This window comes from Corynebacterium sp. LK28 (assembly GCF_014335105.1).
Lineage (GTDB): Bacteria > Actinomycetota > Actinomycetes > Mycobacteriales > Mycobacteriaceae > Corynebacterium > Corynebacterium macclintockiae.
Genome location: NZ_PDGZ01000013.1, coordinates 1 through 18,283, shown reverse-complemented (window position 1 = coordinate 18,283; position 18,283 = coordinate 1). Strand labels below are relative to the sequence as shown.

Genomic DNA, 18,283 nt, shown 5'->3' with positions numbered 1-18,283 from the left:
GGCGGGGTCACCTTGGGATCCCGCGAACAGTCTAATTAAGATGGTGCGCTATGAGTGACGAAGCCTCCTCCCCCGACTCCACCCCGCGTGCCGTTGATACCCCGCGGTACCTGATTATTCTGTCGACGGTGCTGGCCGTTGCGCTGATTATCGCGGTGATTACGGCTGCGAAGATCACGGTGGATCGGAAGGTGTACGCACCGATGGCGATGGGGCCGGTGGATGCGCCGGAGGCGTCGTCGCAGGTGTGCGCCGATTTCGTGGATAGGCTGCCGGGCGACCTGGGGCGCTTCCGCGCTGTGGAACTTCGGGAGCCCGCGCCTTCGGGCGCTGCCGGGTACCGCGACTCTTCCGGCGCAGAGCTGTCCGTGCGCTGCGGAGTGAACGTCCCCGACCAGTACACAGTGTTGTCGCCGGTGTTTTCTGCGGGGGAAGTGCGCTGGACGGCTGTGTCCGATGCGACTCCTGGCTCTGACCTGCGGACTTGGTATGCGGTCGGGGGTTCGCCCGCGGTGGCGGTGACGACGTCGGCGGATGTGGGTGGCGCGCTCGGCGCGGTGGGTTCCGCTCTTTCTTCTATTTATGACGCCAACTCTCCAGCAAAGCCCGCCCCCTACCCCCTGTCCGATGCTCCGGTGGCTGGCGGTTCCGAGGGTTCCGGCGGTTCCGGCGGTTCCGGTAGGGCTGGTAGGGCTGGCACTTCCGACGGTTCCGGTGGGGCTGGTAGGGCTGGCACTTCCGACGGTTCCGGTAGGGCTGGCACTTCCGACGGTTCCGGTAGGGCTGGCACTTCCGACGGTTCCGGCGGTTCCGAGGGTTCCGGCGGTTCCGAGGGTTCCGGCGGTTCCGGCACCTCCGGCGGCGAGACTAATTCTCCCGCGTGCCGCAAGTTCCTGGACTCCCTGCCGTCCGCGTTGGGCAGCTGGCGACTGGTCCACACTTCCACCGGCTCTGGCAAGTCCTCTGACCAGGCCAAATTTGGTTCCCTTCCCAAAGATGTGAGCCGCTCCGCACTTGACAAGGCCCCCAGCGGCTCGGCCACATACTTGGCCGACGACCGTGAGCCGGTGGTCATTCGCTGTGGTTTGGCCATGCCCAAGTCTTACGCCCCGGGAGCCCAGTTGACCCAGGTAGACGACGTCCCTTGGTTCTCCGACCCCTCGCTTTCGCGAGGCTCAACCATGGGTCACTGGTATGCACTTGGCCACGAACAGATCGTCGGCCTCGCGATGCCTCAATCCGCCGGCGACGAGGTCATTGCCTCCGTGACCAGTGCAATCTCCTCTTCCCTTAAGAAGACTGAGAAGCAGCCTGCCCCTGCCCAGCAGTAGCCCGCCCTTGCAGCTCACCTCTGCAGCTCACTTCTGCAGTCCGGCGCTTCCCAGCTGCAACAGCCCCCAGACCCAGCAGAAGCAGCCCTTCCCCGCAGTCCGGCGCTTCCCAGCTGCAACAGGAACCTCACGCGCACCATGCTATAAGTGCTAAATGTCGCTAAATGTCGCTAAATGTCGGAAAAGTTGCAGAACGTAAACTTGTCTCTCGCACCCTCGCGAGCAAAAAGCTCCTGACCAGCAGGTTTGCAATATTGAAAATGCGCCCCAGTAACAAACTGCAACTTTTCCGACACTTTCGCCCTCCGCGGCCCAAAAAACTGCAACTGTCCCGGCACTGCCCCGCCCTCCGCGGCCCAAAATATTGCAACTGTCCCGGCACTGCCCCGCCCTCCGCGGCCAAAAACTACAACCGTTCCGACACACCCCCTCCCTCACGCAGGCTGACAATAGGCACACCCAGCCCCAATGCCGTCAGAACGGAAATCTGCCCCCGCAGCTGGCTAAAACAGACACTCCCCGCGCCAAATGTCACTAGGCCAGGGCGCGGGCGATCAGCGCGCTGACCAGGTCGCCGAAGCTCACGCCATCAGCGGCGAACATCTTCGGATACATCGAGATCGGGGTAAACCCAGGCATCGTGTTGATCTCGTTCAGCACGGGCCCGTTTTCCGTGGCAAAGAAGTCCACTCGCGCGATGCCGTCGCACCCCAGCGCGTTGAACGTGCGAATGGCCAGTTGACGGATCTCCGTTAACGTCTCCGCAGGTAGCGGCGCCGGGATGGTGGCGGAGACGGTCGAATCGACATACTTGGCGTCAAAACCATAGAACCCTTCGGCGCCATCCTCGGTGCCGTTCAGCATCGCCGGAACAGAAGACACGATCGAGCCATCCGCGTGCTGCAGCACACCGCATTCGACTTCGGCGCCGTGGATCATCGCCTCCACGATCACCTTGCCATCGTGGGAAAAGGCCAGGTCAACGGCGGAATCGAAGTCCTCCCAGCTGTCCACCTTGGAAATGCCGATGCTGGATCCGCCGCGCGCGGGCTTCACGAACACGGGCAGCCCCAGCCGCTCCTTTTCCTCCGCGGTCAGTTCGCGTGGCTGGAACAGGATCAGCTCCTCGCCGACGGGGATCCCAGCTTCGCGCGCCAGCCGCTTGGTGAAGTCCTTGTCCATGCCCGCCGCAGACGCCAGCACGCCGTTGCCGACATACCGCACGCCCGCCAGATCCAGCACGCCTTGCACGGTGCCGTCCTCGCCGTTCATGCCGTGCAGCACGGGGAACACAACGTCTACCTGGGCAAACACCTCGCCTGCCTGCGGGCCGGTCACGTAGCGCATCTCGCCAGCGCCGCCCTCAGCCGAGCCAGCGCCGCCCTCAGCCGAGCCAGCCGAGCCGCCAAAAGTCAGCTGCACGTGCACACCGTCGTCCTTCACGCGCGGCATCTCCCGCCCATCCGCGCGCAGCTGCGTAGTATCCGTCGTCCCCGGCACCCACGCGCCGGTTTCGGTAATCCCGACTGGCACCACCTCGTAGATCTCGGGATCCAGGTGGTCGATCACCGCACCTGCACTAATGCAAGATACGGAGTGCTCAGTCGACTGCCCGCCGTACAGAACGGCGACGGTGGTTCGTGCGTGCTTCTTGGGTTCGTTACTCACGGGTTTTTACCTTAGCCCTTTTCTGGACGCCACATCCCCACCGCCCCGCAGTTTCCCCTACTCTGCCTTCCGGCTGCGCCCGAGCAGCCCCATCATCACCTGCTGCACGTCTGCGCCTTCGTGGCACACTCCCACGACGGCTTCCGTGATCGGCATTTCCACGCCGACCTTCCCCGCCAGCTCGAACACGGACTGGCTGCTGACCACGCCCTCGGCAACCTGGCCCTTAGTCGAGGCAGCAGCCTCTTCCAGGGTCTCCCCCTTGCCCAGGTGTTCGCCGAATCGGCGGTTGCGCGACAGAGTAGAGGTACACGTTGCCACCAGGTCGCCCATACCCGCCAGGCCACTGAGTGTCCGCGCGTCGGCCCCGACCTCCAGGGCCAGGCGGGTGGTCTCCGCCAGGCCGCGGGTGATCACGGTCGCGGCAGTGTTGTCGCCGAATCCCATGCCCGCGGCAATGCCCGCCGCCAGCGCGATGACGTTCTTGCACGTGCCTGCGATCTCGCAGCCAATGACGTCCGTGTTCGTGTACGGGCGGAAATAAGGCGCGGCCACGGCCGCCTGGATCAGCTTCGCGCGGTCCATGTCGGTGCAGGCCACGACGGTTGCGGCGGGTTGGCCTTGTGCTACCTCGCGCGCCAGGTTCGGCCCGGTTAGCACGGCCACGCGTTCGCTGGGCACGCCCGCCACTTCGGAGATCAGCTGGCTCATCCGCAGGCCGCTGGAATGTTCGATGCCTTTGGCCAGGCTCACCAGGGAGGCGTCTGGGCCGATCAGTTCGGCCTCTGTCCATTTCTCCAGATTCCCGCGCAGCGATTGCGAAGGCACACCCAGCACCACGATCTCCGCGCCGTCCAGGGCCTCGGCGGGGTCGGAAGTCCCGGTCAGTGATTCCGGCAGTTCGATATCCCCCAGGTAGGCACTGTTGCGGTGATTGTCGCGTACGTCCTCGGCGACTTCGGAGCGGCGTGCCCAGAGGCGGACCTCGTTTCCGGCGTCGGCAAATACCTTGGCAACAGTCGTGCCCCAGGATCCTGCGCCCATCACTGCTACTTGCACCATCTGCTTGTTGCCTTCCCACCTGCACTGCGTGCGCTTATTTGTCTGCTTGAGTTCGATATAACTTTTGGGTTCGTTATACGATTGTCGGCAATAGTCTATCGAAAGGGATCCCTTTAAAAGTGATCACTCACACAGGAACTGGCGATCTTTCTACGTCCCTGGCTATGTCGCGGCACGATCAGGGGCACGTGACCCGCATCGGATCCCGCCCCAGCGAGGAGTTTGCCCGCCCCACCTTCGCCGCGGGCGCGGTTATTTGGCGCTTTTCTAAGGACGCCGCCGCCTCCACCCCTTCCGCCCCAGAGTCCACGAACGTGGAGATCGCCCTGATCCACCGCCCGCGTTACGATGACTGGTCCCTGCCGAAGGGCAAGGTCGATCCGGGCGAGAACTTGCCGGGTACCGCCATGCGCGAGATCTGGGAAGAAACCGGCTTTGACGTGCGCTTGGGCTGGCTTCTGGGGTACGTCCACTACCCGGTCGGTTCGCGCACGAAGGTGGTGTACTACTGGACTGCCCAGCACCTGTCCGGCGAGTTCGAGGCCAACGAGGAGTCCGACGAGTTGCGCTGGGTCTCCCCTGCCGAGGCGAAGGAGCTGCTGAGCTACGAGGCTGACCTCAAGGTCGTGGATGCCGCCATGGGGCTGCTGCAGCTGGGTTGCGACCGCCGTGTGCTGTACGTCCGCCACGCGAAGGCGCACGCCCGCGAGGGCTGGGCTGGCGATGATGACCTGCGCCCTCTGACGAAGAAGGGCCGCCGCCAGGCGGAACTGCTGGTCTCTGAGCTGTCGGGTTACCGCCCGGAGGCGATCGCGTCTGCCGTGCCGGTGCGCTGCGAGCACACGGCTGCGCCTATCGCTGAGGACTTGGGCCTGGAAGTTTCTTTTGACGCCAACCTGGGCGATGCCGGGTGGGCTGCCGATTCGGATGCAGCGGTGGATGCGTTCCACGCCACCACGACCGCGCCTGTGTCGATGGTCGTTGCCCAGGGCACGGTGATCCCGGGCGTGCTGGCCCGCGTTGCGGGCGAGCACGACGTGGAGATTGAGGATATGCGGGTGAAGAAGTCCAGCACGTGGGTGCTGCACTTCGCCGGGGATAAGCTGCTGGGGCTGGACTACCTGGCCAGCCCGCTGTCTGTAAAGTAAGCGGTCCCCGGCTCTGCTGCTCCGGCGCCCCGGCCTGTCCCCCTGACTCTGCTGCTCCGGCGCCGTAGCTAGCCTGCGCTAGCTGGCGGGAATGGTGCGTGGCTTGAAACTGGCGCGCTGAGATTCGAAGGCCTCGATGGTTTCCTCGTTGCGCAGGGTCAGGCCGATGTCGTCCAGGCCTTCCATCAGGCGCCAGCGGGTGTAGTCGTCTACGTCGAAGCCGAAGGTGTGGGTGCCCAGGGTGACGGTGCGGTCCTCCAGGTTCACGGTAATTTCCGCACCCGGCTGCTGTTCCAGCAGCTTCCAGATCAGCTCAATGTCGCTTTGTTCCATCTGGGCGGCCAGCAGGCCTGCCTTGCCGGAGTTGCCGCGGAAGATGTCCGCGAAGCGGGAGGAAAGAACCACGCGGAAGCCGTAATCCATCAGCGCCCAGACGGCGTGCTCGCGGGAGGAGCCGGTGCCGAAGTCCGGGCCGGCCACCAGCACGGAGGCGTTCTTGTAGGGCTCCTGGTTCAGGATGAACTCCGGGTCCTTGCGCCAGCCGGCGAACAGGCCGTCCTCGAAGCCGGTGCGGGTCACGCGCTTCAGGTAGACGGCGGGGATGATCTGGTCGGTGTCGACGTTAGAGCGGTTCAGCGGTGCCGCCACGCCAGTGTGGGTGTTGAACTTTTCCATGGTGTTCTCTTCTGCTTTCTGCTCCCCCACCTGCTGTCTAGGTCGCTGGCGGGGAGGCTCGAAAAAAATTTTTGGGCGGGTCTTGTGCGGGTATCTAGCGGTCGGTTTACAGATCCGCCGGGCCTGCAAGGTGGCCCGTCACGGCGGTGGCGGCGGCAACTGGTGGGGAGACCAGGTGCGTGCGCCCGCCCTTGCCCTGGCGGCCTTCGAAGTTTCGGTTGGAGGTGGAGGCCGACCGCTCGCCCGGGGCAAGCTGGTCCGGGTTCATGCCTAGGCACATGGAACAACCTGCGGTGCGCCACTCCGCCCCGGCGTCAATAAAGATCTGGTCGAGCCCCTCTTCCTCCGCTTGCATCTTCACCCGCGTGGAGGAAGGAACAACGATCATCCGCGTGCCGTCGGCAACGGTGCGGCCCTTGACGACCTCCGCGGCCGCGCGCAGGTCCTCGATGCGAGAGTTGGTGCAGGAGCCGAGGAAGACCGTATCGATCTTGATGTCGCGCAGCGGGGTGCCTGGCTTGAGGTCCATGTACTCCATGGCGCGCTCGGCGGCGAGTCGGTCGTTGTCGTTGGTGAAGTCCTCCAGCTGCGGAATGGATTCCGCCAGTGGCAAACCCTGGCCGGGGTTGGTTCCCCAGGTGACGAAGGGGGTCAGTGCAGAGCCGTCGATGTGGACGACGGTATCGAACTGCGCGTCGTCGTCGGTGCGCAGGGACTTCCAATACTCCACGGCTGCATCCCAATCCGCGCCCTGTGGTGCGTGCGGGCGGCCTTCCAGGTAGTCAAAGGTCACCTGATCCGGGGCGATCATTCCCGCGCGGGCGCCGGCCTCGATGGACATGTTGCACATGGTCATGCGGGCTTCCATGGACAGCTTCTCGATAGCCTCGCCGCGGTATTCGATGATGTGGCCTTGGCCGCCGCCGGTGCCGATCTTGGCGATGATGGCCAGGATCAGGTCTTTGGAGGTCACGCCCGGCTGCAGTTCGCCGGAGACCTCGATGGCCATGGTCTTGAAAGGCTTCAGTGGCAGGGTCTGGGTGGCCAGGACGTGCTCGACCTCACTGGTGCCAATACCCATGGCGATGGAGCCGAAGGCGCCGTGGGTGGAGGTGTGCGAGTCGCCACAGACGACCGTCATGCCGGGCTGGGTCAGGCCCAGCTGCGGGCCGACGGTGTGGACGATGCCCTGTTCAATGTCGCCCATGGAGTGCAGGCGGATGCCGAATTCTTTGGCGTTGTCGCGCAGGGTGGATACCTGCAGGCGGCTGGTGGGCTCCTGGATTTCCTGCAGGTCGCCGGTATTCACGCCGATGGTGGGAACGTTGTGGTCCTCGGTGGCGATGGTCAGATCCGGGCGGCGGACCGTGCGGCCGGCCTGTCGCAGGCCGTCGAAGGCCTGGGGCGAGGTAACCTCATGAACCAGGTGCAGGTCGATGTACAGCAGGTCGGGTCCGCCGTTTTCGCCCGCTGCGACGATGTGGTCGCGCCAAACTTTTTCCGCGAGGGTTAAGGGTTGGTTCGTCACGGTCTCTCCTCTGTGTCCGCTATACAGTTCCACTGGATGGAATGTATAGTATCAAATCATGGGACACAATACGGAAATTCCCGCAACTAGCGGTATTCAAGTTTTGGACCGAGCGATCTTCATCCTATCGGTCATCGCAGCAGAACCTCGCAACCTTTCCGACCTGTGCGCCATCACCGGCCTGCCGCGCGCCACCGCGCACCGTATCGCCGTCGCACTGGAAAAGCACCGGTTGATCGAGCGCGGGGTCGACGGTGCGTGGGTCACTGGCCCAGCCCTGTCCGAGATGGCGCCGTCTACCTCTTCTCGTCTTGAGGACGCCGCAGAGTTCATCCTCCCCGACCTCATGACAAAGACCGGCGAATCCGTGCAGCTATATCGCCTCTCCGGGATGGAGCGCGTGTGCATCGCCAACGCCGAGCCCGCCACTGGTCTGCGGGACACGGTTCCGGTGGGTCACAGGATGACATTGTCTGCAGGCTCCGCGGCGAAGCTGCTGGTTGCCTATGCACCGGAGGCGTTCCAGAACCAGGTGCTCCCCCAGGCCGCGTACACGCGCGAGGATTTGGAGAAGATCGCGGCCGACGGGATCGCGGAATCCTCTGCGGAGCGCGACCCCTCCCTGGCTTCGGCATCCGTGCCGATCTTCGGGGCGGATATGCCGAATCGCACAGTCATCGCCTGCCTTTCCATTTCTGGCCCCGTGGCGCGCATGGGCGACCACCCGGCGGAGAAGTTCGGCGCGGACTTAAAGGAATCCGCCCGCCAGCTGGAGAACCTGCTGCGGAAGTAGCTACTCCCCTAGCCCGTCTGGGGTTCCGTGTGGACCCGCGACGGGCTAGCCCGCCGCGACCGCAGCCTGCTGCCCTGTCAGCCATGAAGGTCGCCCAGGAGGTTCTGGTCGCGGAGCTCGGCCCGCTGGAGAACGACGACAAGTAGCGACGGGCTGGATGCGCTAGGTGCGCGGCAGCTCGCGCCACTCCACGGTTAGCTCGCTGGCACCGGGGGTTTCGCCGCGCTCGGCACGGGCGACACGTTCGGCAAGGAACTCGTAGAGGTTCTGAGTGCCGTCCTCGATTCCGTCGGCCACATCCTCGCCGGCGGAAGTGATGTCCACCAAGGCCGGGCCAGTCGTGTCGTCGGGGTTGGCCAGTTCGGCGCCCCAGCCTCCCTCACCCCGCCGGCCGTCCTCGTCCGCCGAGAGGGTACGGAGCCAGGCTTCGGCTGAAGTGTGGGCGTCAATACCAAAAAGAGCGGCACGAACAGTGGCGGGCGTGCCGTCGTTGCCGGGTGGGGTGCCCCAGAGCCAGTCCAGGTTTACGCGATATGGAGAGAGAATGGGGGACTCCTTTAGTAGGGTAAAAGTATGAGCGATTACAAGGACAAGCGCTGCACTGACCAGGAAAGATCCGCCGCTGTGGAGGTGCTGTCCGGTGCTCTGGCCGATGGGCAGTTGACCCTCACGGAGTTCGACGAGCGGTCGGGGCAGGCGCATGCTGCTACCCAGCGTAGCGAGTTGGTGGACTTGCTGGATGATCTCGTGGACGAGCCTGCGGAAATGCTGTTTAGGATCGAGGCGAGCACTGCGGTTGCGCACCGCGCGCCGAGTGACGCGGAGTGGGCTGCTCACCAAACTTCGGACGCCCAACGCCACCGCGAAATGGTTCTTGCGCGGTCGCGGTCGCTGGTGACTGGCGGGGGTTCCGAGACGGGCTTCAGCCTGGCGATATTCGGCGGGGTGACGAAGGCGGCGTGGCAGGTGCCGAAGACCCACTGGAACTTCAACATCTTCGGCGGTTCGGACTTTGACCTGCGGGAATGCCGGTTTAGCGATCCGGTGACCACGCTGTGGCTGAATAGCTGCTTTGGTGGCGCGGATGTGCTGGTGCCGGAGGGCGTGCGCATCGACATGGGTGGCCTGGGCATTTTTGGCGGCGACGAGCTGGTGGTGGAGAACGGCGCAATCCACCCGAACAGCTTGCCGGCGGACGCTCCCCTGCTGCGGATCCGCGGGCTGTCAATCTTCGGCGGCGTGACCGTGAAGGTTGTGCGGGGTTAGCAACCGAACGACCACCATTAGTAATGAATAACAAATATGGAGAATGCTGAATTGCGCAAACAGGCCGACACACAGGCGATCCATCAACAAATCGCGTTTAACGAAGCGGGGGTTCAGTCGCTAAAAATCCGCCGCGAAGAGAATGATCGCCTAGCAGCATTTAGAGATCGAACGATTAAAACTGACGATGATCTTCTCTATAATTTTCCGGTCGTTTACGTAATCAAGAATGAAGAAAAGAATCAAACCAAGCCCTATACGGCGTATGTGGGTGAAACTACGGATATTATCCAACGCACTACATCCCACCTAAAAAACACTAGAAAAGATGACGCAGACTGGACCAAGCTCAAGGATTCCAAGAACAGTCAGCTAATCATCCTCGGCCATGAGCTTTTTAATAAGTCATTGACTCTCGACGTAGAGAATCGTTTAATGCTCATGCTCTCCAGCGTGGACGCTGTTAAAAAACTTGAGAACCGGCGCAGCAACGATCAGTTAGATTATTACACCAAAGAGCGATTCGACGAAGTTTTCCATGAAATCTGGGCACAGCTTCAGACCATCGATGCGAATCTTTTCCCGGAGCTTGAAAAAGTTTATGACTCCGCTCTTTACAAGGCCTCCCCTTTCCACAGCTTGACCGAGGAACAAGTCGCAGCCAAGCGAGATATCATGGAGGTGCTGTACGAAAAGATTCATGCGGGGTCGCAAGGCAACCTAGTCATGGTCGAAGGTGAGGCCGGCGCAGGTAAAACCGTATTGCTCAGTAGCCTTTTCTACGACATTATGCAAAACCCCGTCACCACCAAGTCTGGTGAAGAACGCAGACTCGATTGTTACCTGGTCGTTAACCACGACGAACAGGTAAATGTCTACACGCAGATCGCTGAAAAGCTTGGTCTTCACTCGAAAAGCAACGAACGGGTCTTGAAGCCAACCAGGTTTATTGATCGCCATTCGACAAACGAAAAGGTTGATCTCGTACTGATCGACGAAGCACACCTACTGTGGACCCAAGGCAAGCAAAGCTACCGGGGCGATAACCAGCTGTTAGACATCATCAGTAGAGCTAAGGTAACCGTCGCCGTTTACGATAAGCAACAGGTATTACAGGCAAACCAATGGTGGGAGAAGGAACCTCACGAGTTCGTGGCTGCGGATAAGTATTCAAAGGTTCCCCTGAGGAAACAGATGCGCATGGCTGCGTCTCAAGGCACTTTGGACTGGCTCAATTCGTTCCTTAAGGAACATAGAATCACCAATCTCGACTTGGATACCTCCCATCGGGATGCCGAGGGCTATCACGTAGAGTTTTTTGCCGACGTCAACGATATGCGAAACGCAATCAAACATAAGGCCTCGGACACTGACCGTGGCTTAAGCAGAATGGTTGCTACATACGACTGGCCATACAACGCTTCTAGGAAGCCGGAAAATGGTGACTCGTGGGGTGTATCCATCGGGGATTTCTTTATGCCCTGGAATAGAGAAATAACAGTTGACGCCGCAACCAAGCGGAAGAAGCTTGCCTGGGCGGAGCAGCCTCAGACTATCAACGAGGTTGGTTCGGTATACACCGTTCAAGGCTTCGACTTGAACTATGCCGGGGTAATCATCGGTCCATCGGTGAAGCTAGAAAACGGCCAGATCAGAATCTCGCCTGATAAGAGCTTCTTCAGAGCTGCAACAAATAAGCGGACACTCAGCTATGGCTCCGGCAAAGGGGATTTTTCCGATGAACTTCTGTGGAATCAGCTCTACGTTTTGATGACCCGTGGCGTTCACGGATTGTTTGTCTACGCGTGCGATGAGGAGCTTCGGAATGCTCTAATCCAGGCACAGAAATTCCATGCGTAAAAGAAATCCCTAGACAAATTCAACCGTCGGCTCTAAAGAATCCGAAGAATCCTCCGAACAGACTCAGCAGCCAGAAGAGCAGACAAAGGAGCCAGCGAAGGGCGAATGCATCTGGCCGGATGTTTACCATGCCACCTACCAACCAGGGACCGATAACCTCGTGTCTAAGTATTGCGATGGGAGATGGGCAATCGTTGGCCGCTACGGCTCTGGTGGACTTGCCCTATACAAGTTCGATGGCGCCGAATGGAAGCTGATCCCCCAGGACAGTGAGTACGAAAGTGGCTTCGGTCCCTGCTACACGGAGCGTTACCTGCGCGAAATGGGCGTACCGAACATTGTCCTCACCGAAGGCCCCAACTGCAACGGCTAACCGTCCCCTTCCCGCCGGTTCTCCACCCACACCCCACTGCTCCCCCACACCCCGGAGCGTACCCTGGTGGCCATGAGTGAATTCTTCCCAACCGAAACGTTTAGCAAGCGTCTTGCCACCGTCCGCGACATCGCCGCACAGGCGGGCCTGGACGGCGTAATCGCCACCCCCGGCCCGGACATGGAGTACCTGATCTCGTCGAAGATCACCACCCACGAGCGGTTCACGGCTCTGGTTCTTACTAAGGACGCCACCCGCATCATCGTCCCCGGCGTGGATGTCGCAGACCTGAAGAAGTCCGTGGCGGGCAAACTCGGCGTGGAGATCATCGGGTGGAACGACGGCGAAGACCCCTACGGCTACATCGCCGAAGGCTCCTATGCCGTCAGCGCTGCAATGACCGCCGACCACCTGCTGGAGCTGCAGTCCCGCGGCATCTCCACCGTCAACGCCACCCAGGTGTTGGCCCAGGCGTTCATCCGCAAGGACGATGAAGAGCTCTCCGAGCTGCGCCGCGCCAGCGCCGCCATCGACGAAGTCCACCGCCAGGTCCCGAACCTGCTGCGCGCAGGCGTGACCGAAAACGACGTGGCCAAAGAACTGGAACGCCTCATCCTCGAGGAACACGAGGTGGTGGACTTCATCATCGTCGGCTCCGGCCCGCACGGCGCGGACCCGCACCACGATCACTCCGATCGCGTCATCGAATCCGGCGACGTGGTGGTCGTCGACATCGGCGGCACCCTGGCCAGCGGCTACCACTCCGACTGCACCCGCACCTACGTCGTCGGCGAGCCCACCGACGAGCAGCAGCAGATCTATGACGTGCTGCAGCGCGCCCAGGAAGCCGGGTTGGAATTCGCCAAGCCCGGCGTGACGGCCGGCGACGTGGACAAGGTCGTCCGCGACATCATCGAAGAGGCCGGCTACGGCGAGTACTTCATCCACCGCACCGGCCATGGCATCGGGCTTTCCTGCCACGAAGAGCCGTACATCATCGCCGGCAATGACTTTGTGATTGAAGAGGGCATGGCATTCTCCATTGAACCCGGCATCTACATCCCCGGTCAGTGGGGCGCACGCATCGAAGACATTGTGATTGTGGCGTCCAAAAAGGTAGAGCCCATAAACACAACACCCCACGAGCTTGTGCGCGTGGGGTGAGAGAAGCCTAGCTGGATAACCAGCTGGGTTTAGCGGACATCCACGAACAGCTTGAGGATCCACTTGCGGGCCAGGAACATGACCGCGCCCAGGCCGACCATCACCGCGAACATCGCGATGAAGTAAGTCCGCTCCGCGGAGGCATCCTCTGGGTTGTAGAAGGCAGCCAGGCTGCCCGACAGGGACGTGCCCAAGCTGATCGACAGCAACCACAGGCCGAACATGCGGGTAGGGAATGCCTTCGGGGCCAAGCGGGTGGCCATGGAGTTACCCACTGGGCTCAGCATCAGCTCGCCCATGGTGAACAGGAACAGGATCAGCACCATGGCCCACATCGGGGTGGAGTTCGCTCCGCCACCGGCGAACGGCAGGAACAGCAGCAGCGCACCGCCAATCACAACCAGTGCCATAGAGAACTTCGCGGCGTAGGAAGGCTGCTTGTCCCCCAGCTTCGTCCACATCGCGCCGAACACGGCGGCGAACAGGATGATGAACAGCGGGTTGATGGACTGCACCACGCCCGGGGGAATCTCCATGCCGAAGAGGTTGCGGTTCAGACGCTCGTCGGAGTACACGGCAATCACGGTGAACTGCTGCTGGAACAGCGACCAGAACGCCACGGAAGCCACGAACATGGGGACAAAGCCGACAAGGCGGGAACGCTCGACATCCGTGACCAGCTTGGAACGGTACATCTGTACCCACAGAACAACGGCAATGATGACGGCCAGGAGCGCGGTGATGTTGGACAGTTGGCCAACCTTCAGCACACCAGTGATGAACAGCAGTACGAAAACAACGATCGCTGCAGCAGCGCCGATGAATACCGGCAGGTACTTCTTACGCGGCAGCGGGTTAACAACGTCGTGGCCCGCGTCCTGAATGGTCTGCTTACGCAGGAGGGTGTACTGCACCAGGCCGATAGCCATCATCAGGGCGGCGGCGCCAAAGCCCCAGTGGAAGCCCTTCCAGCCCCACAGCGCGTTGGTGATCAGCGGGCCGAGCAGGCCACCGATGTTCACGCCCATGTAGTAGATAGAGAAGCCACCGTCGCGGCGAGGGTCATCGCGGTCGTAGAGGTCGCCCAGAACCACCTGCGAGGTCGTCTTGAGGGCACCGGAGCCAACGGCAATGCACACCAGGCCCAGGATCACGCCGATGTAGCCCGGCAAAAGGGCCAGGCTGATGTGACCGAGCATGACCAACACCGCGGAGTAGTACAAGGTGCGTTCCGCAGAGAGGATGCGGTCGGCAACCCATGCGCCGGCCACACCGGTGAGGTACACCAAGCCACCGTAGGCACCGACGATGGAGGTGGCGGTGCTCTTGTCCATGCCAAGGCCACCGTCAGTCACGGAGTAGTAGAGGTAGAAGGCAAGCAGAGCCTGGAGGCCGTAGAAGCTGAAGCGCTCCCACATCTCCACGCCGGAGAGGTTAGCTAGGCCGAAGGGGTGGCCGAAGAATGTCCGCTCTTCCTGGTGTGCGCTAGATGATTGCGCGGTTGCTGTGGAGGCCCCGTCTGGTGCGGGGGAACCCTCCGGGTTCGATTGAGAAGTCATTCGTTAATTCCATCACAACCGTTGCGGATAAACGAAGTCATTGGCATATTTCTCGAAGATTGAGTGTTGTGCCCCTGTCTTAACTCCGATGTCACATTTGAAGCAAGTAACCATCAAACCGGGACTCTTCAGGGCAAGCTTTTGAGATAATCAGGTTCATGAACCTCACTACCCACACCTCACGCACCTCCCGCACCTCCCGCCGGATCGGCTCTCTGGTTTTTACTGCGCTGCTCCCCCTCGCTCTAGTGTCGTGCTCAGACGACAGTGACGACGCACCGGTGACCGTCGCGGAAGATACCACCGCTTCGAGCGCCGCCTCGGATTCCAACGAGCAGGAAAGCCAGGAATCTACCGAACCCACGGGCAAGCCAAGCGAGACCAAGAAGGAAAAGCCCAATCCCACTCTCGGTTCCTCGGCACCTAAGCAGCCTTCCGAAGAAACATCCCCGACAGCATCGAAGCCGCCGCAGCAAGCGAAGGGCAAATGCCACTGGACCAAGGTCGAAAACGCGGTCTCCAAGCCCGGCCGCAACGTAGTCTCCATGTATTGCGACGGTCTCTGGGCCTACGTTGGCACATACCAAACCGATGCCACCTGGATTGAACGCTTCAACGGCAGGGAGTGGGAAAAGGTTGCGCCCGACAGTGAACGCACCTCCGGAATGGGCGGTAGATGCTACACACCGGATTACTTACGCGGATTGGGAGCACCCGAAAGCTTGATCGAGGTTGGTGCTACCTGCGAGCTATAGGGCGTAAACAAAAAAGCACGGTCTGAAAGCCATGCTAACAATTCTAGCGCTTTCACGAAACTCCCCCACCAGCCTGAACCCCCAACCTGCCGATACCCCTGCACCACAGAATTTCGGGGTGTGCACCACGGCAAGGCAGCTACCTCGGCGTTCTCACCCAGCGAGGATGCGATCTAGTCCACGAGTCACTTCGCTCACAGTCTAGAGTTCCATCTCCATCTGTTCGCCAGTTTCATCATCGTCTGTATATACAGTCAACAGCTCATAGCTCGACTTCTCTTCATCGTCCGGTCCGACCTGAGTCTCTACACGGATCCGCATGTCGTACGTCCGCGCAAGGTTCACTTCGCCCGAGCTAACGAGAACTGCAAACTCTTCGTCAAGCAGACAAATGGATATCGTTCCAAACTCTTCAGTCTCAATTCGCCATTTGCGCTTAAGGGGCTCAATGAGATTCGCCGTGGCAAAGCGAGCCGAGACGGTCACAACTTGAACGGTTGGCTCTGGAAGCGTCTCCGCGTAGTTGACCATTCTCCGTGCCTCTTCTTCGTTGATGTGCACTTTAACGCTGCGAGAGCAGGCCAGTTCGACTGTTTCAATCCCTGGTTCGAGAGTCGGCCTTACGATCGCTGCAACATTCTTGCGCCCCCGAGGCTTTGCTAAGAGCGCATCAGTTAGCCTTTCAAGTTGCAAGTTCTCACGAAGATCTCGATAGGGAGCTTCTTTTTGCTCCTGCATCGCGGCTTTGTTTGACAGTGCCTTCAAGACCCAGCCGATGATTTCTTTGACAGTTACAACACCACCCGCAAGGGTGAGTGCAGTGTTGGCTTTCGGGTCCGAGGCCCAGTTCAGAACCCCATCGAGAACCTGACTTCCAACATCGAAGAAGACCGAATACGAGCCTTGCTCGACTCCAACGATCTCCAGCTCAGGCACTTCGGCGGACAGTGGATCGACGTTGCGGTAGATAGCCTTAACGAGTTCGTCCAACGCCAGGAAGACGGGACCGATCTCTGCAACCGACATCGGCTCGGACTGCAGACGTGCGCCATCGTACTTCAGCAGGAAAGACTCTTCAGACATGGAAATATATTAACGGGTGCACGCTTGGGCCGAGCTGTGCGCACAATTATTCATGATCAATCAAGCCCGTCAACCACTCCCTTACCGCCGCGAACCCCGTCACCTGCCATGCTGACAAGCGATCCCCCTGCCGTTCCGCTGCCACAGCATTCAGGATCAGCCAATGCAGATAGTTACGCCGCAGTTCCGATCGCCACAATTCCAGTTCACCGTCAGCAAGCCCAGCCGGGTTATGTCAACAGTGCCTCGGGATTCTGCACCCCATATTCTTTGAGAACCTTGCGCCCCTCCATCGCCAACCGCTCATCATTCATGGCCCACAGGAACAGGTCCTCGATGATGCCGCTGCAAAAAGAAGCCAGCTCTCGATCCTCAACCTCAGCCGTGACACACTCAACGATTAGCTGGGCTTGACCAGATTCAGACGGTCCCGTCCAGCCGTCGAGCATGTCCCACTCGTTGTGCAAAGCGCGATTCAGGTCAGTGATAAGTTCCGTGGCTCCTGGGTGGCGTTGCTCCATCACGTCAAGATCCACGTGAGGGAGGTAAGGCCAGTACTTGCGAGCGGTAGGCAGATCAATCATCGCCACGATGTCGGGCGGGAACTCTGATTGAGGGATTGCTGCTTTGGTCTCGGCTCCGATGATCCAGAAACCCTCGTGGGCAAATGTTGATGCGGTCATGCATGATCCTGCGCCGTAGGGACGGGAATGAGTATGCCGGATGAGAGCAAGATCGGCGAACCCCCGCTCCGTCGAGTCAACGGAGCGGGGTCGGTTTCAACAGCTGAGATTAGAAATTCAGGCCAGGAATGTTCATGGTCTGAGCCATGAATCCAGCGATACCACCGAGGCCCAGAGCGGTGAGAAGCCCGATGATACAGCCAATTACCGAGCCATCAGATGAACCGGAGTCGCTTGGCTCGGCGGAGACGGTCTTGGCGACCGTCGGAGCTGCAAGAGTCGAAGTCACCGTTGCGGTCTGAGTCTGGGTGACAGTCTCGGCGGGGAGCTGAGCGACGGTCCGTCGAACCGAAGTCGGCACAGACTTAGTAGCCGTTGTCGTGTTTATCCTGTCCTGTAAGCCGAAGCGCTTTTGGTAAGACCTCCTGAAACTCCGCGAGCAACGCATTCACCCTTTTCTGCTTGGTCTGCGCAACGTACATAACAGAGAGCTTTTCAACAGGCTGGAGAGCTGGGTCATTTAATTGCGCGGTAAGTTTCTCCAACTCCGCCCGAACCTTTTCAAGGTCTCGATAAAGAAATACGCCTCGAGTGTAGTCATCCCAGGTATTGAGTAGTTCACGGATTGGCCCTTGAAACATTTCCCGATCCCGCATGAAGAAGTTCGGTTGAATGCCAAAGGTGAGTGGCGGGATTTGTTCAAGACTCGGATCTGCCCACTGGAACACGACTCCAACAGGTCCGTCCTGAATTACCGCAGCAAAATAGCCCATCGGTTGCCCCTGCACGTAGGCATTCCCGTCCAGTCCGGTAGCGCTCGCTCTGGCGTACGTACTCATGAAATCAGCCTGTTCCCCGCCGACTATTGTGCTGAGGATCCTAAAGGCTTCGTCTACTTCATAGTTACGGTAGAAAAGCAAGCTATGCGAGGGCAGTTGCCTGGCGTTGAACAAGTATGTCCGAATCTCTTCTGGCACACGTGCACCCGCGTCAACCATCCGGCATCCCACATTCTTTAGGTAGTAGCGTTCAAGGTCGCGTTGCGTGAAGTCGGTTCCATCGAAGATCTCTGACCATTGGTACTCATCACGTTCGCGGAAGTAGTCAAAGTGCTCGTACTGAAAAGCGATGAAGTGGTCATATGCATCATCAAACGGCTTCGTCAGCTCGTTGTTACACTTCCGACAAATGGTCTTGCCGAACTTGACAGTCTTAGACTTAGGTCCGCGCACCTGGTAGTCAACCCCGTCCACGGGCACATGAAGTGGCTCCCCATCAACCATCAGCTCACGGATTCGACTGGCTTTGAATGCATGCTCCTGCGAGTCGGCCAGA

At 60.3% G+C, this 18,283-nt stretch carries 18 protein-coding genes; 8 read left to right on the top strand and 10 right to left on the bottom strand.

The window, feature by feature from the left end; translation table 11 throughout:
• Positions 1–50: 50 nt before the first annotated feature.
• Complete coding sequence (locus CRD15_RS07820; RefSeq protein WP_187402300.1) at positions 51–1,331, top strand: DUF3515 domain-containing protein; 1,281 nt, start codon at positions 51–53, stop codon at positions 1,329–1,331.
• A gap of 534 nt (positions 1,332–1,865) precedes the next feature.
• Here CRD15_RS07820 and CRD15_RS07815 read toward each other — a convergent pair.
• A complete protein-coding gene (locus CRD15_RS07815; protein ID WP_187402299.1) occupies positions 1,866–2,999 on the bottom strand; it encodes a D-alanine--D-alanine ligase family protein in 1,134 nt (377 codons plus the stop codon).
• Positions 3,000–3,056: 57 nt separating this feature from the next.
• Positions 3,057–4,061, bottom strand: coding sequence for an NAD(P)H-dependent glycerol-3-phosphate dehydrogenase (locus CRD15_RS07810; protein WP_034976137.1), 1,005 nt, complete (start codon positions 4,059–4,061; stop codon positions 3,057–3,059).
• A 164-nt stretch (positions 4,062–4,225) separates the two neighbouring features.
• On the opposite strand from CRD15_RS07810, the gene CRD15_RS07805 reads away from it, so the two are divergent.
• Positions 4,226–5,209, top strand: a complete 984-nt coding sequence (locus CRD15_RS07805; protein ID WP_187402326.1) for a bifunctional NUDIX hydrolase/histidine phosphatase family protein — start codon at positions 4,226–4,228, stop codon at positions 5,207–5,209.
• A gap of 78 nt (positions 5,210–5,287) precedes the next feature.
• Here the strand turns inward: CRD15_RS07805 and leuD are convergent, their stop codons facing one another.
• Both leuD and leuC read right to left on the bottom strand, forming a co-directional pair.
• Positions 5,288–5,884, bottom strand: coding sequence for a 3-isopropylmalate dehydratase small subunit (gene leuD / locus CRD15_RS07800; protein ID WP_187402298.1), 597 nt, complete (start codon positions 5,882–5,884; stop codon positions 5,288–5,290).
• A 106-nt stretch (positions 5,885–5,990) separates the two neighbouring features.
• Positions 5,991–7,412 (bottom strand): 3-isopropylmalate dehydratase large subunit, encoded by a 1,422-nt coding sequence (gene leuC, locus CRD15_RS07795; RefSeq protein WP_187402297.1) that lies wholly within the window; start codon positions 7,410–7,412, stop codon positions 5,991–5,993.
• A 58-nt stretch (positions 7,413–7,470) separates the two neighbouring features.
• On the opposite strand from leuC, the gene CRD15_RS07790 reads away from it, so the two are divergent.
• Entirely contained in the window at positions 7,471–8,205 is a 735-nt protein-coding gene (locus CRD15_RS07790) for an IclR family transcriptional regulator (protein WP_187402296.1), read from the top strand.
• A gap of 162 nt (positions 8,206–8,367) precedes the next feature.
• Here CRD15_RS07790 and CRD15_RS10145 read toward each other — a convergent pair whose 3' ends face one another.
• On the bottom strand, positions 8,368–8,529 hold the full coding sequence (locus CRD15_RS10145) for a hypothetical protein (protein ID WP_255463805.1): 162 nt from the start codon (positions 8,527–8,529) through the stop codon (positions 8,368–8,370).
• A gap of 249 nt (positions 8,530–8,778) precedes the next feature.
• Between CRD15_RS10145 and CRD15_RS07775 the strand changes: the two genes are divergently transcribed.
• From CRD15_RS07775 to CRD15_RS07760, 4 genes are all read left to right on the top strand, one after another.
• Positions 8,779–9,471: a DUF1707 domain-containing protein gene (locus CRD15_RS07775; RefSeq protein ID WP_187402295.1), complete on the top strand. Its 693-nt coding sequence runs from the start codon at positions 8,779–8,781 to the stop codon at positions 9,469–9,471.
• A 36-nt stretch (positions 9,472–9,507) separates the two neighbouring features.
• Positions 9,508–11,331 carry a DUF2075 domain-containing protein gene (locus CRD15_RS07770; RefSeq protein WP_187402294.1) on the top strand — a complete coding sequence of 608 codons (1,824 nt, stop codon included), beginning with the start codon at positions 9,508–9,510 and terminating at the stop codon, positions 11,329–11,331.
• Between the two features lie 160 nt (positions 11,332–11,491).
• Complete coding sequence (locus tag CRD15_RS07765) at positions 11,492–11,704, top strand: hypothetical protein (protein ID WP_034970372.1); 213 nt, start codon at positions 11,492–11,494, stop codon at positions 11,702–11,704.
• A gap of 72 nt (positions 11,705–11,776) precedes the next feature.
• A complete protein-coding gene (locus tag CRD15_RS07760; protein ID WP_187402293.1) occupies positions 11,777–12,868 on the top strand; it encodes a Xaa-Pro peptidase family protein in 1,092 nt (363 codons plus the stop codon).
• 29 nt (positions 12,869–12,897) lie between these two features.
• On the opposite strand, the gene CRD15_RS07755 is transcribed toward CRD15_RS07760, so the two are convergent.
• On the bottom strand, positions 12,898–14,427 hold the full coding sequence (locus tag CRD15_RS07755; RefSeq protein WP_187402292.1) for a peptide MFS transporter: 1,530 nt from the start codon (positions 14,425–14,427) through the stop codon (positions 12,898–12,900).
• Positions 14,428–14,585: 158 nt separating this feature from the next.
• Between CRD15_RS07755 and CRD15_RS07750 the strand changes: the two genes are divergently transcribed.
• On the top strand, positions 14,586–15,182 hold the full coding sequence (locus tag CRD15_RS07750) for a hypothetical protein (RefSeq protein ID WP_187402291.1): 597 nt from the start codon (positions 14,586–14,588) through the stop codon (positions 15,180–15,182).
• 201 nt (positions 15,183–15,383) lie between these two features.
• Here the strand turns inward: CRD15_RS07750 and CRD15_RS07745 are convergent, their stop codons facing one another.
• From CRD15_RS07745 to CRD15_RS07730, 4 genes are all read right to left on the bottom strand, one after another.
• Positions 15,384–16,265 (bottom strand): hypothetical protein, encoded by an 882-nt coding sequence (locus CRD15_RS07745; protein ID WP_187402290.1) that lies wholly within the window; start codon positions 16,263–16,265, stop codon positions 15,384–15,386.
• A gap of 230 nt (positions 16,266–16,495) precedes the next feature.
• Complete coding sequence (locus CRD15_RS07740) at positions 16,496–16,948, bottom strand: hypothetical protein (protein WP_187402289.1); 453 nt, start codon at positions 16,946–16,948, stop codon at positions 16,496–16,498.
• A gap of 109 nt (positions 16,949–17,057) precedes the next feature.
• Positions 17,058–17,309, bottom strand: a complete 252-nt coding sequence (locus CRD15_RS07735; protein ID WP_187402288.1) for a hypothetical protein — start codon at positions 17,307–17,309, stop codon at positions 17,058–17,060.
• A gap of 4 nt (positions 17,310–17,313) precedes the next feature.
• On the bottom strand, positions 17,314–18,283 hold a 970-nt coding region (locus CRD15_RS07730), incomplete at its 5' end, for a hypothetical protein (protein WP_187402287.1).

What these genes read in the sequence shown, in the direction of transcription:
- CRD15_RS07805 (WP_187402326.1), top strand. Translation starts at nt 4,226, where the DNA reads ATGTCGCGGCACGATCAGGGGCACGTGACCCGCATCGGATCCCGCCCC.
- CRD15_RS07750 (WP_187402291.1), top strand. Translation starts at nt 14,586, where the DNA reads ATGAACCTCACTACCCACACCTCACGCACCTCCCGCACCTCCCGCCGG.
- CRD15_RS07760 (WP_187402293.1), top strand. Translation starts at nt 11,777, where the DNA reads ATGAGTGAATTCTTCCCAACCGAAACGTTTAGCAAGCGTCTTGCCACC.
- CRD15_RS07755 (WP_187402292.1), bottom strand. Translation starts at nt 14,427, where the DNA reads ATGACTTCTCAATCGAACCCGGAGGGTTCCCCCGCACCAGACGGGGCC.
- CRD15_RS07775 (WP_187402295.1), top strand. Translation starts at nt 8,779, where the DNA reads ATGAGCGATTACAAGGACAAGCGCTGCACTGACCAGGAAAGATCCGCC.
- CRD15_RS07745 (WP_187402290.1), bottom strand. Translation starts at nt 16,265, where the DNA reads ATGTCTGAAGAGTCTTTCCTGCTGAAGTACGATGGCGCACGTCTGCAG.
- CRD15_RS07820 (WP_187402300.1), top strand. Translation starts at nt 51, where the DNA reads ATGAGTGACGAAGCCTCCTCCCCCGACTCCACCCCGCGTGCCGTTGAT.
- leuD (WP_187402298.1), bottom strand. Translation starts at nt 5,884, where the DNA reads ATGGAAAAGTTCAACACCCACACTGGCGTGGCGGCACCGCTGAACCGC.
- CRD15_RS07790 (WP_187402296.1), top strand. Translation starts at nt 7,471, where the DNA reads ATGGGACACAATACGGAAATTCCCGCAACTAGCGGTATTCAAGTTTTG.
- CRD15_RS07770 (WP_187402294.1), top strand. Translation starts at nt 9,508, where the DNA reads ATGGAGAATGCTGAATTGCGCAAACAGGCCGACACACAGGCGATCCAT.
- CRD15_RS07740 (WP_187402289.1), bottom strand. Translation starts at nt 16,948, where the DNA reads ATGACCGCATCAACATTTGCCCACGAGGGTTTCTGGATCATCGGAGCC.
- CRD15_RS07810 (WP_034976137.1), bottom strand. Translation starts at nt 4,061, where the DNA reads ATGGTGCAAGTAGCAGTGATGGGCGCAGGATCCTGGGGCACGACTGTT.